The sequence below is a fragment of the Leclercia pneumoniae genome, assembly GCF_017348915.1.
GTDB lineage: Bacteria > Pseudomonadota > Gammaproteobacteria > Enterobacterales > Enterobacteriaceae > Enterobacter > Enterobacter pneumoniae.
This window is the reverse complement of record NZ_CP071383.1, coordinates 2,155,087-2,167,702: the sequence shown is the minus strand read 5'-3', so window position 1 is coordinate 2,167,702 and position 12,616 is coordinate 2,155,087. Positions and strand designations below refer to the sequence as shown.

At 54.9% G+C, this 12,616-nt stretch carries 10 protein-coding genes and 1 pseudogene; 7 read left to right on the top strand and 4 right to left on the bottom strand.

What is annotated here, in order from left to right; genetic code table 11:
* Nucleotides 1–34 precede the first annotated feature (34 nt).
* The 3 genes from fdnI to fdnG are packed head-to-tail and all read right to left on the bottom strand — an operon-like array spanning nt 35 to nt 4,627.
* Nucleotides 35–691 (bottom strand): formate dehydrogenase-N subunit gamma, encoded by a 657-nt coding sequence (gene fdnI / locus JZ655_RS10420; protein ID WP_040075646.1) that lies wholly within the window; start codon nt 689–691, stop codon nt 35–37.
* Nucleotides 684–1,568, bottom strand: coding sequence for a formate dehydrogenase subunit beta (gene fdxH / locus JZ655_RS10415; RefSeq protein ID WP_207293776.1), 885 nt, complete (start codon nt 1,566–1,568; stop codon nt 684–686). Before fdxH ends, fdnI begins: the two co-directional genes overlap by 8 nt.
* Before the next feature lie 11 nt (nt 1,569–1,579).
* Entirely contained in the window at nt 1,580–4,627 is a 3,048-nt protein-coding gene (fdnG, locus tag JZ655_RS10410; RefSeq protein ID WP_207293775.1) for a formate dehydrogenase-N subunit alpha, read from the bottom strand.
* Nucleotides 4,628–4,847: 220 nt separating this feature from the next.
* Here fdnG and yddG point away from each other — a divergent pair, with 220 nt between their 5' ends.
* From yddG to JZ655_RS10395, 3 genes are all read left to right on the top strand, one after another.
* Nucleotides 4,848–5,726: an aromatic amino acid DMT transporter YddG gene (yddG, locus tag JZ655_RS10405; RefSeq protein ID WP_207293774.1), complete on the top strand. Its 879-nt coding sequence runs from the start codon at nt 4,848–4,850 to the stop codon at nt 5,724–5,726.
* Nucleotides 5,727–6,338: 612 nt separating this feature from the next.
* Complete coding sequence (gene ompC, locus JZ655_RS10400; protein WP_207293773.1) at nt 6,339–7,442, top strand: porin OmpC; 1,104 nt, start codon at nt 6,339–6,341, stop codon at nt 7,440–7,442.
* Nucleotides 7,443–7,510: 68 nt separating this feature from the next.
* The gene (locus JZ655_RS10395) at nt 7,511–7,951 is read left to right on the top strand and encodes a GFA family protein (RefSeq protein WP_207293772.1); all 441 of its coding nucleotides are present in this window, start codon (nt 7,511–7,513) and stop codon (nt 7,949–7,951) included.
* Here JZ655_RS10395 and JZ655_RS10390 read toward each other — a convergent pair.
* A complete protein-coding gene (locus tag JZ655_RS10390) occupies nt 7,941–8,885 on the bottom strand; it encodes a LysR substrate-binding domain-containing protein (protein WP_207293771.1) in 945 nt (314 codons plus the stop codon). The genes JZ655_RS10395 and JZ655_RS10390 overlap by 11 nt on opposite strands.
* A gap of 171 nt (nt 8,886–9,056) precedes the next feature.
* On the opposite strand from JZ655_RS10390, the gene JZ655_RS10385 reads away from it, so the two are divergent.
* From JZ655_RS10385 to JZ655_RS10370, 4 genes and pseudogenes are all read left to right on the top strand, one after another.
* Nucleotides 9,057–10,007: a branched-chain amino acid ABC transporter permease gene (locus JZ655_RS10385; protein WP_207293770.1), complete on the top strand. Its 951-nt coding sequence runs from the start codon at nt 9,057–9,059 to the stop codon at nt 10,005–10,007.
* Nucleotides 10,008–10,015: 8 nt separating this feature from the next.
* Nucleotides 10,016–11,124: pseudogene (locus tag JZ655_RS10380) on the top strand (branched-chain amino acid ABC transporter permease).
* Nucleotides 11,121–11,888, top strand: a complete 768-nt coding sequence (locus JZ655_RS10375; RefSeq protein WP_040075634.1) for an ABC transporter ATP-binding protein — start codon at nt 11,121–11,123, stop codon at nt 11,886–11,888. The pseudogene JZ655_RS10380 and the gene JZ655_RS10375 overlap by 4 nt, the downstream one beginning before the upstream one ends.
* Nucleotides 11,881–12,600 carry an ABC transporter ATP-binding protein gene (locus tag JZ655_RS10370; protein ID WP_207293769.1) on the top strand — a complete coding sequence of 240 codons (720 nt, stop codon included), beginning with the start codon at nt 11,881–11,883 and terminating at the stop codon, nt 12,598–12,600. The genes JZ655_RS10375 and JZ655_RS10370 overlap by 8 nt, the downstream gene beginning before the upstream one ends.
* Nucleotides 12,601–12,616 lie beyond the last annotated feature (16 nt).

Sequence of the window (12,616 nt, the reverse complement as noted above, 5' to 3'; positions counted from 1 at the left end):
CGCCGCCGGACTCTGCCGACGGCGCACGGCCGGGTTAGTTTATCCCCTCTTCACTCTCTTTCTTCGCTTCCAGACGTTCCACATCCCGATACCAGCGCGGATGGTGTTTCTTCGCCCAGCGGCGGCTTACCTTCCCTTCAATCATCCCCTTAATCGACCCTTTAACCCAGAAAGCCATATACATATGGATCAGAATGGCATGGATCAAAATAATGGCAGACGTCGCGTGGATCAGCAGGCTATAACGCACCAGCTGAATCGGGAATAAGTGGGCAAAATAAGGACGCCAGATAATGACGCCCGTCACCAGCAGCACAAAAATCATGCTCATGATGGTCCAGAACATCATTTTTTGCCCGGCGTTATATTTCCCCACTTTTGCGACTTTATGCTCGTTCCCTTTCAGGACCTCAACAATCCCCTTCACCCACGGAATATCCTGCTTGTCCGGAATGTTATGGTGTACGAAGCGCACGAACATAAACATCAGCGCCACGAAGATCAGCACGCCGAAGAACGGATGCAGAATGCGCCCCATCTGCGGGGTACCGAAGGTTTCGGTCAGCCACTGTAGCGTCGGGAAGAAGAACGAAATTCCCGATACCGCCACCAGGAAGAAGCAGATCACCACCGTCCAGTGACAGGCGCGGTCGATAAATTTCGTGCGCACAATCATCTTTGACTTACTCATGATGCTCCTCCTCGTCGTCATCCACCTCTTTGTTCGGACCAATGCCAATATAATGATAAATCAGCCCGGCAAAGGTGGCGATAAAGCCCGCCGCAGAGAGGGGTTTCAACGCCCCTTTCCACAGGTTGATCGAAGTATCAATCGCCGGGTCTTTCGGCAGATTGTGGTACAGTTCCGGCTGGTCGTTGTGGTGCAACACATACATCACGTGTGTCCCCCCGACCCCCTGCGGATTGTAGATCCCCGCGTTGGCGTAACCGCGCGCTTTTAACTTGTCGACGCGCTGCTGCGCCACTTCCAGCATCTCTTTTTTGGTCCCGAAGTGAATGGCGCCCGTAGGACAGGTCTTCACGCAGGCCGGCTCTTGCCCAACGCTGACGCGATCCACACACAGGGTGCATTTATAGACCCGGTTATCCTCTTTGTTAAGACGTGGGACGTTAAACGGACAGCCCGCAATGCAGTAGCCGCAGCCGATACAGTTGTCCTGCTGAAAATCCACGATGCCGTTGGCGTACTGAATAATCGCGCCGGCAGACGGGCAAGCCTTGAGGCAGCCCGGATCTTCGCAGTGCATACAGCCATCTTTGCGGATCAACCACTCCAGCTTGCCGTTCTGGTCGGTTTCGCTAAAGCGCATCACCGTCCAGGATTTGGCGCTCAAATCCGCCGGGTTATCGTAGACCCCGACGCAATGGCCCACTTCGTCACGGATATCATTCCACTCTGAACACGCCACCTGGCAGGCTTTGCAGCCCACACAGGATGACACATCGATAAGCTTGGCAACTTCGGCCTTGTAATCCCGCGCGCGGGGCGCGGGAGTGATGCCATTGGTCGCGGAGCGTTTAATAATGTCTTGTGTTTCCATCGCCATCTTATCGCTCCTTACGCTTTCTCGATGTTAACCAGAAACGCTTTGTACTCCGGCGTTTGCGAGTTGGCGTCGCCGACGTTAGGCGTCAGGGTATTGGCGATATAGCCTTTCTGCGCCACCCCTTCAAAGCCCCAGTGCAGCGGAATACCGACGGTTTCCACCTGCTGACCGTGTACGTTCAGGGTCTGCAGACGACGGGTCACCACCGCAACGGCGCGTATAAAGCCGCGCTTGCTGCTCACCTTCACGCGGTCGCCGTTGGCAATCCCCTTCGCTTTCGCCAGATTTTTACTGATCTCCACAAACTGTTCCGGCTGCGCGATGGCGTTGAGCCGCGCGTGTTTGGTCCAGGTGTGGAAATGCTCGGTCAGGCGGTAGGTGGTCCCCACGTACGGGAACTTGTCCTTCTTACCTAAACGCAGCACGTCGTCTTCGTAGATACGCACCACCGGGCTGGAGACCACGTTCGGGTGCAGCGGGTTGGTGCCGAGCGGCGTTTCCATCGGCTCGTAGTGTTCCGGGAATGGCCCTTCCGCCAGTTTGTCGAGGGCAAACAGACGCCCCAGCCCTTCCGGCTGCATAATGAACGGACCGGTGTTGCTGCCCGGCGCGGCGGTGTTGAAGTCCGGGATATCGTTCCCCGCCCACTTCGATCCGTTCCACGCGATCAGCATCCGTTTTGGATCCCACGGCCTGCCGTTGATGTCCGCCGACGCACGGTTGTAGAGCACGCGACGGTTAAGCGGCCACGCCCATGCCCAGCCCAGCGTATTGCCCAGACCTGATGGGTCTGCGTTGTCGCGGTTGGCCATCTGGTTACCCTGCTCGGTCCAGCTGCCGGTATAAATCCAGCACGAGGAAGCCGTGGTGCCGTCATCACGCAGCAACGCGAAGCTGTTCAGCAGCTGACCTTTCTTCGCCAGCAGGTTACCGTTAGCATCATAGAGATCCGCCAGCGCAACGCCGTTGTTCTCTTTGGCCACTTCCTCTGACTCAGGGTGATCCGGCTGCTTATAGCTCCAGCTCATCTTCAATAGCGGCTCGATGCCCTTGCCGCCTTCCGTGCGATACATGTCGCGCAGACGGTGGTAAATGCCCGCCAGAATTTCGCCATCGTTACGTGCTTCACCCGGCGCATCCTGGCCTTTCCAGTGCCACTGCAGCCAGCGGCCAGAGTTGGCAATAGAGCCATCCTCTTCCGCGAAGCAGGTGGACGGCAGGCGGAACACCTCGGTCTGAATCGAGGCCGGATCCACGTCGTTAGACTCCCCGTGGTTCTGCCAGAAGGTCGAGGTTTCAGTCACCAGCGGATCGATAACCACCATGTACTTCAGCTTGCTCAGGCTGCGAACCACTTTGTTTTTGTCCGGGAACGAGGCAACAGGGTTAAAGCCCTGGCAGATATAGCCCGTTACCTTGCCCTGATCCATCAGGTTGAAATACTTGATGACGTCCCAGGACTGATCCCACTTCGGCAGCCAGTCAAAGCCCCAGTCGTTCTCTTTCTGCGCCGCATCGCCGTAGAAAGATTTCATCAGGCTGACGTAGAACTTCGGATAGTTGCTCCAGTAGTTCACCTGATCCGGTAACGTCGCTTTTGGCGTATTTGCCGCCAGATAGCTTTGCAGATCGGTCTGTTTTTCTGACGGCAGCGTCAGGTATCCCGGCAGGCTGGTGGAGAGCAGCCCAAGATCAGTCAGACCCTGAATGTTGGAGTGGCCGCGCAGCGCGTTCACCCCACCGCCCGCCATCCCCATGTTGCCAAGCAGCAGCTGGATCATCGCCATGGTGCGGATGTTCTGCGCACCCACGGTATGCTGTGTCCAGCCCAACGCATACAGGAAGGTGGTGGTTCTGTCTGCTGCACTTGTTGAGGCCAGCACTTCACACACTTTCAGGAAGTCCGCTTTCGGCGTACCACAGATGTTTTCCACTACCTCCGGCGTATAACGGGACACGTGCTGTTTGAGCAAATTCCACACGCAGCGCGGATGCGTTAGTGTTTCATCGCGCATCGCATAACCGTTTTCATCGAACTGGTAGTTCCAGGAGGATTTATCGTACAGGCGTTTTTCCGCGTCATAGCCGCTGAACAGCCCGTCTTCGAAGGCAAAATCATCCCGCACCAGCAGGTTAGCGTTGGTGTAGTGCTTAACGTATTCCGCGTTAATTTTGTTATTTTCGATCAGATACAGCAGTACCCCAGAGAGGAACGTAATGTCCGTACCGGAGCGAATAGGCGCATAGATATCGGCCACCGATGCCGTACGCGTAAAGCGCGGATCGACGACGATAAGCGTTGCGTCGTTGTTGTTTTTTGCTTCCATCGCCCAGCGGAACCCCACCGGATGGGCTTCAGCGGCGTTACCGCCCATCACCACCACGACATTCGCGTTTTTGATATCAACCCAGTGGTTGGTCATCGCACCGCGACCAAATGTTGGAGCAAGACTTGCTACCGTTGGTCCGTGTCAGACGCGCGCCTGGTTATCTACCGCCAGCATGCCGAGGGAGCGCACAAACTTTTGCGTCAGCATGCCGGTTTCATTACTTGCCGCGGATGCACAAAGCATCCCGGTGGAAAGCCAGCGGTTAACCGTGACGCCCTGTGCGTTCTTTTCAATAAAGTTGGCATCGCGGTCGGCTTTCATTAATTTTGCAATTCGGGAGAAGGCCTCATCCCAGGAGATGCGCTGCCATTTATTGGAGCCTGGCGCGCGGTACTCCGGATAGCGTAGACGGTTGTCGCTGTGAACGTAATCCAACAGCCCCGCCCCTTTCGGGCACAGTGCCCCGCGGCTTACCGGATGATCCGGATCCCCTTCAATATGATAAATCGCCTTTTTGGTGTTCTTCGCACCATCACCCAGGCTATACATTAATAGCCCGCATCCAACGGAGCAGTATGTGCAGGTGTTACGGATCTCTTTAGCGCGCAACAGTTTGTAGTTGCGTGCCTGAGCCAGCGCCATTTTGGGCGCAAATCCCAGCATTGCTGCTGTAGTCCCGGCCATACCGCCCGCGCAGATTTTAAAGAACTGTCTGCGGCTGACGTCCATTGCTGTCCTCTTTTTCTGATAACTCTTCGCGCCGCAAACTATCAGCAAAGCCCCTGTTTTTATTGCGTCAAATCAAAGTCACCTGAGTTCGCCCTCTTAATTGTCACGATGAGCCGTTTTGCTTAACCCGTTGGTATTAGCTCGCTTACGTTTCATTCGCGAAAGCGGCTCAAAGGGTGCTATAAACTTTTCCCTTTATTTCAATGCCTCGGGGAGAGATATGGACAGGAAAAAAGCCACGCTGATCGGCCTGCTCGCCATTGTGCTATGGAGCACCATGGTGGGACTTATTCGGAGCGTCAGCGAAGGACTGGGGCCGGTGGGTGGTGCGGCAATGATTTATACTCTGAGCGGCTTATTATGTTGGCTAATTGTTGGGTTCCCGTCGTTTCGCCGTTTTACGCCAGGCTACCTGATTGCTGGTAGCGTGCTATTCGTCAGCTACGAAATATGTCTGGCGCTGTCGCTCGGTTATGCCAGTACTCGCCATCAGGCGATTGAAGTGGGGATGGTGAATTATCTCTGGCCAAGTCTGACCATTGTTTTTGCTATTCTCTTCAACGGGCAGAAAAGCAGCCTGTGGGTAGTGCCCGGATTACTCATCGCACTCTTCGGCGTAAGTTGGGTATTAGGAGGTGAACAGGGTCTGCATGTTGATGAAATAGTCAGCAATATTCTCTCAAATCCTCTGAGCTATGGCCTCGCCTTTGCCGGCGCGTTTATCTGGGCGGCCTACTGCACCGTTACCCGCAAATATGCTAAGGGTCAGAATGGCATTACGCTCTTTGTGTTACTCACCGCCCTGACGCTGTGGATGAAATATCTGCTGAGCGACCAGCCGGAGATGACCTTTAGCCTGCCGATCGTTTTCAAATTGCTTCTGTGCGGCATGGCTCTGGGTATCGGCTATGCGTCCTGGAATATTGGTATCCTGCACGGAAATGTTTCCCTGCTGGCGACAGTCTCCTATTTCACACCGGTGTTATCTGCCGCCCTTGCCGCCGCGCTACTGAGCGCGCCTCTCTCTTTCACCTTCTGGCAGGGTGCATTACTGGTCTGCGCCGGGTCGCTGCTCTGCTGGTATGCCACGCGCAATTAACGGTTTGGCTCCCTCCCGCGGGGAGGGGCGCCTCAGTTGTAAAATAAAATGTGATCTCTCCTCAGAATATTTAGGTAAACACTAGCCGCTACGTTGTGTGTTTGTTTATATTTGTTTCCGTCGTAAATAAATATTTCATTGAACTTACATTTATTGACAACAGATGTAATTAATTGACTCCTAATACTCACGTGCGATATAGCACGAAGTGCAATAGTATGTTTCTGAATATTTCAAAGAAAAATGTATAAAATATAGCCTGGCCGCTGGTTAACCCACTGTTTTTGACTAATTAAATGTCTTGAGCCGATCAAATTTCGCACACCTGCTCCGCTAATTTCCCTACGAAACAAAACCCCTCCAAGACTATAAATAGATTAATAATAAATTACGGCACCAAATAAATTTCAGAACATTTTCTAAGCGAATTTTGCAATATATGCGCTCATTTTACCGATCGCGATCACACTAATTGAAATTAAGATTAATAATTTGAAACTTATTATTGAAACGATGCAGCAAGAATCTTAAAAATAGCGTGCCATTGACGAGCGGCCTCGTTCATCAAGGGTTGAGGGTGTGCTTAAAAGAAAATTATAAGGATTACAAGCAATGAAACTTAAATTAGTTGCAGTGGCAGTGACTACCCTGTTGGCGGCTGGCGCAGTAAACGCAGCCGAAGTTTATAACAAAGACGGCAACAAACTGGATCTGTACGGTAAAGTGACAGGTCTGCACTATTTCTCTGACGACACCGATAACGACGGCGACAAAACTTATGTTCGTCTGGGCTTCAAAGGTGAAACTCAGATCAACGATCAGCTGACCGGTTTTGGTCAGTGGGAATATGAATTCCGCGGTGACAATGCTGAATCTCAGGGTTCTGACGGTAACAAAACCCGTCTGGCCTTTGCTGGTCTGAAATTCAACGAGTTCGGCTCCTTCGACTACGGCCGTAACTACGGTGTTGCATATGACATCGGCGCATGGACCGACGTTCTGCCGGAATACGGCGGCGACACCTGGACCCAGACTGACGTCTTCATGACTGGCCGTACTACTGGCGTAGCGACCTACCGTAACACCGACTTCTTCGGTCTGGTGGAAGGCTGGAACTTCGCGGTTCAGTATCAGGGCAAAAATGAGCGTTCTGATAGCCAAAAACTCTACGGTGCAAACATCACCAAAGCGAACGGCGACGGCTGGGGTCTCTCCTCTACCTATGAAATGGACGGTTTTGGCATTGGTGCAACCTATGCGAAATCTGACCGTACCGATGCGCAGGTTCGTGCAGCAGTTAACAATCTGAACGCTGGCGGCGATGAAGCAGACGTATGGGCAGCGGGTCTGAAATATGACGCAAACAACCTGTACCTGGCAACCACCTACTCTGAGACCCGTAACATGACTACCTTCGGTAGCGGTTACATCGCCAACAAAACCCAGAACTTTGAAGCGGTTGCTCAGTACCAGTTCGACTTCGGTCTGCGTCCGTCCGTTTCTTACCTGAAATCCAAAGGTAAAGACATCGGTTCTTACGGCGACCAGGATCTGGTTGAGTACATTGAAGTGGGCGCAACCTACTACTTCAACAAAAACATGTCTACCTACGCTGATTACAAAATCAACCTGCTGGACGACACTGAATTCACCAATTCAGCAGCCAAGATTGCAACCGACAACATCGTTGCACTGGGTCTGACCTACCAGTTCTAATCGACATATCATGTCTAAGGCCAGCCTCCGTGCTGGCCTTTTTATTGGGCGTAATAAAGGAATATGCCATGCAACGTTTTACCGGGCGCTGTTTATGCGGGATGAGCCACTTCAGCGTTACGATCAAGAACTTCGATGTCTATGCGTGCCACTGCACCCTCTGTCAGAAATGGTCTGGCGGGGTGGCAATGTACCTTGAAACTGAGGGCGAGCCGCAGGTAGAAGAGGGCTCTATCGCCCCCTCTCATTTTCACTCGTCCGAACGCGGGGAGCGCCGGTTCTGCCCCGGCTGCGGCTGTCCGCTCTGGTCCACACTCACCACCGTCGGACGCTATTTTGTTCCCTGGACGCTGCTGGAACTGAGCGAAGTTGAACGCCGCCGCCTGGTATTGGCCGCCGAAATTTACACCGAAACGCAGCCCGCCTTCTGGCGTTTGACCGGGCAATATGCCCGCTTCAGCGGCACCGAGATCGAAGCGCTGGATAATCACTGTTCGCTTACGCCGTAACGTCACCGTCCCCCGCCGCTCGGCGCAGCCACGATTGCAGCAGTTTGCCATCCTGGGTCATATCAGAATCCTGGCGCACACAAAGATAATAATCGCGGCCGTCATCGATAGGGGCATCAAAAATTTTCACCAGCTCACCGCTCTCCAGATAGGGTGCAATCAGCGGCTCGCGCATGAGGGCGCACCCTAACCCCGCCTGCACCCCCGCCAGCGTCAATAAGCCATCTTCAAACATCGGCCCGCTGCGGCGCGCCGGACGTTTTACCCCCTGCTGGGTGAACCACATCTGCCAGGTTGCACGCTCTTCGTCATGCAGAAGTGGCATTTGCAGCAGCTGTTCCGGGGTATCGATATGGCCATGGAGCCGCAAGAACGCCCTGCTACAGACCGGCACCATCTGGCCCGAGATCAGCTTTTCACTCTGATAGCCCGTCCACTGGCCGTTACCAAAGCGGATAGACATATCCGACGCGTCGCTAAGGTAGTTACGGTGGTTGGCATAGACCACGTTGATCTCGGTCTGGGGATTGGCACGCATAAAGGTCGGTAAGCGCGGAATAAACCACCCCATACCAAACAGCGGGATCAGGCTGATCGTGACCTGCCGGGTCTGCGCCTGCTCCACCAGATGCTCGGTGGCCTGGCGCAGCACATTGAAGGCCGCCCGTATCGAGCGGTAATAGTCGCGACCATTTTGACTGAGTACCAGCTTGCGCCCCTGCCGTTCAGTCAGCGGCATTTGCAAATATCCCTCCAGCACCCGCAGCTGATGACTGACCGCTGAAGGAGAGATTGCCAGCTCCTGTGCCGCGAGCGTAACGCTGCCGAGCCGGGCGATGGCCTCAAAAGCGCGTACCGCCCGTAAAGGGGGATCGTTGGCCAGACGGCTCTCTGCGTAAGCGGCCAGCATCACTGATTGTTCTGTTTTATTCATATATTGATTTTAATGAAGAAATTGCCCTGAGGGTCCATTGCGCTATTGTGTTTAAAATCATGCAGATAAATCAATCATTAAATATCATAAGAAATAATATATGCGTATTTTACAATTTAATTCATTTATCAGATGTTACCCGCTGAAAGAGCAATTTGTCGGGTAGGAACGTTGGACACTCTCATACAACAACTGATCAATGGGGTAATGCTTGGCAGCATCTACGCCCTGATCGCGCTGGGCTATACCATGGTGTATGGCATTTTGCGCATTATTAACTTTGCCCACGGCGATATTCTGATGGTTGGCGCGCTCACAACGCTTTCTGCCATTAACGCCCTGAATAACCATTTCCCTGAAATGCCGCTGCTGTTACAGCTCGGTTTTGCGTTGATCATCGCGATGGCGGTGTGTGCCCTGCTGGCGATGGCGGTAGAACGCTTCGCCTACCGTCGCCTGCGCAATGCCCCGCGCCTGGCACCGCTCATCTCCGGTATCGGCGTCTCCGTACTGCTGCAGACGGTGGCGATGATCGTCTGGACGCGCAATCCGCTGATGTTCCCGCAGATCCTGCCCATGGATCCGATCGCCGTTACCGCCGGTAGCGACGCCCATCCTCCCGTAATTATCACCGTTACCGGCATGGTAACGGTTGCGCTGTCGCTGGTGGTGATGATCGGCCTCTGGTTGCTGGTGGAGTACACCCGCCTCGGGCGTGGGATGCGCGCAGTGGCGGAAAACCCGCGCGTCGCCACCTTAATGGGCGTTAACCCTAACGCCATTATCACCCTCACCTTTGCCATTGGCGGCATCTTCGCCGCGCTGGCCGGGGTGATGATGGCCAGCAATTTTGGTAATGCCAGCTTCTCGATGGGCTTTTTGCCGGGGATTAAAGCCTTTACCGCTGCGGTATTAGGCGGCATCGGTAACATTCGCGGCGCGATGGTAGGAGGGATCCTCCTCGGCCTTATCGAATCGCTCGGCGCGGGCTACCTTGGCGATCTGACCCATGGCGTGTTCGGCAGTAATTACCAGGATGTATTTGCCTTCATTGTGCTGATTCTGGTGCTGGTCTTCCGTCCGGCAGGTCTGCTGGGCGAGCGCGTAGCGCACAGGGCGTAGAGGAATTTATGACAACCATACAAATACAGGCACCCGCCTCTACCCGCCGATTCTGGTCCGGCATGACGCTGTTTATCATTGCCCTGTTGGTTGCCCCCGTGGTGGCCTCCCAGCTCGGCGGCAACTACTGGGTGCGCGTGATCGACTTCGCGCTGCTCTATATCATGCTGGCGCTCGGGCTCAACATTGTTGTGGGCTATACCGGCCTGCTGGATATGGGATTCATCGCCTTTTACGCGGTGGGCGCCTACCTGGCCGCGCTGCTGGCCTCTCCGCATCTGCTGGAGGTCTTCCCGATCCTCGCCGTCTGGTTCCCGGACGGGCTGCACACCTCTTACTTGCTGATTATCCCTGTTGCCGCGCTGGTGGCGGCGGTATGCGGGATCCTGCTGGGGGCGCCGACCTTAAAGCTACGAGGAGACTACCTCGCAATTGTCACCCTCGGTTTTGGCGAGATCATTCGCATTCTGATGCGTAACCTCGACCGTCCGGTCAACATCACCAACGGCGCAAAAGGCATTACCGGCGTTGATACCCTGAACCTGTTTGGCCTGAAGTTTAGCGGGGTCTATCACTGGTTTGGCATGAAGGTTCCCGCGCTGTGGCTCTGGTATTACCTGCTGATGGTCGTCATTGTCGGCATTATTTTTGTCTGCCTGCGCCTGCAACACTCGCGCATCGGCCGGGCCTGGCACGCCATCCGTGAAGATGAAGACGTGGCCCGGGCAATGGGAATTAACGTGCGCAACTATAAGCTGCTGGCTTTCGCCATGGGCGCCTCGTTTGGTGGCGTGGCGGGCGCGCTGTTCGGCGCGTTCCAGGGCTTTGTGTCGCCAGAGTCGTTCACCCTGCAGGAATCCATTGCCGTACTGGCGATGGATTCCTGCAGGGCGGTATGGGTCATATCCCCGGCGTGATCCTCGGAGCCGTGCTGCTGACCGCCCTGCCGGAAGTGCTGCGCAGCCAGGCGGCCCCGCTGCAACAGGCATTGTTTGGTTCCGTGCTGGTTGACCCGGAAATATTACGCCAGCTCTTCTACGGCCTGGCTCTGGTCGGCGTGATGCTGGTGCGTCCTTCAGGTATCTGGCCGATGCGTCACAAGGAGGTTAAGGCATGAGCCTGTTAACGGTGCGCAATATGTCAAAACGTTTTGGCGGCCTGACGGCGGTCGATAATGTTTCGCTGTCGATTAATCGCGGTGAGATTTACGGGCTGATTGGCCCTAACGGCGCGGGCAAAACGACCTGTTTTAACCTCATCACCGGCCTTTACCCGGCGGACAGCGGTGAATTTTCTATTGCCGATAAACCCTATTACCCGAAACAGATTGAGAAAGTGACCGCCGTCGGCATCGCCCGCACCTTCCAGAACGTGCGGCTGTTTAACGAGATGTCGGTACTGGAAAACGTGATGGTAGGCCGCCATGTCCGCACCCGAAATGGGCTGTGGGCCGCGCTGAGCCGCCATAAACGCGCCCGGGAAGAAGAGGCGCAAACCCGTGAGCAGGCATGGCACTGGCTGGAGTACACCGGTATCGCCAAATATGCCCATTATCGCGCCTGTGACCTCGCCTATGGCCATCAACGGCGACTTGAGATTGCCCGTGCGCTGGCAACCGACCCGCTGCTGCTGGCGCTTGACGAACCGGCCGCCGGGATGAATGCCGTCGAAAAAATGGCGTTAGGCGAGCTTCTTACCCGCATTCGCGACGATGGCAAAACCCTGTTGATGATTGAGCACGACGTTAAGCTGGTGATGGGGATTTGCGATCGTCTCACGGTACTGGATTACGGCAAAACCCTGGCGAGCGGCACGCCGGATATCGTCCGTCGCGACCCGGCGGTCATCGCCGCCTGGCTTGGAGGCAGTGCCCATGTCTGAGTTATTAAAAGTTGAGCATCTGGATGTGCATTACGGCGGTATTCAGGCCGTGCGCGATCTCTCTTTCATCCTCCACGAAGGTGAACAGGCCACGCTGATTGGCGCTAACGGCGCCGGTAAAAGCTCCACGGTGCGGGCCATTACCGGGCTGGAGAACTTTAGCGGCCATATTGCTTTTAACGGTAAATCGGTACGCAAACATAAAGCCGAAGCGCTGCTTCGCGACGGACTGGTGATGGTGCCGGAAGGTCGCGGGATCTTTGCCCGTATGACCGTGCTGGAAAATTTGCAGATGGGGGCGTGGCTTCGCCGTGACACTGTCACCGTCAGGCAGGAGATGGCAGAAATTTTTGACCGCTTCCCACGCCTTGGCGAGCGCCAGCATCAACTCGCCGGTTTGCTCTCTGGCGGTGAACAACAGCTGCTGGCGCTAAATCGCGCCCTGCTCAGCCGCCCGCGCCTGCTCATTCTGGATGAACCTTCAATGGGGCTGGCTCCACGGATGGTTGAGAACATTTTTGCGGTGATCGCCGGACTGCGGGAGCGCGGCGTGGCGTTACTGCTGATTGAACAAAATGCCCGTCTGGCGCTGGAGGTTACCGATCGCGCCTGGGTAATGGACAGCGGCAGCATCGTGCATCACGGCGAGTCAAAAGCGATGCTCGACGACGATCATATTGCACAGATTTATTTGGGCGAAATGCCCGTTTAATACACCAACATCAGGG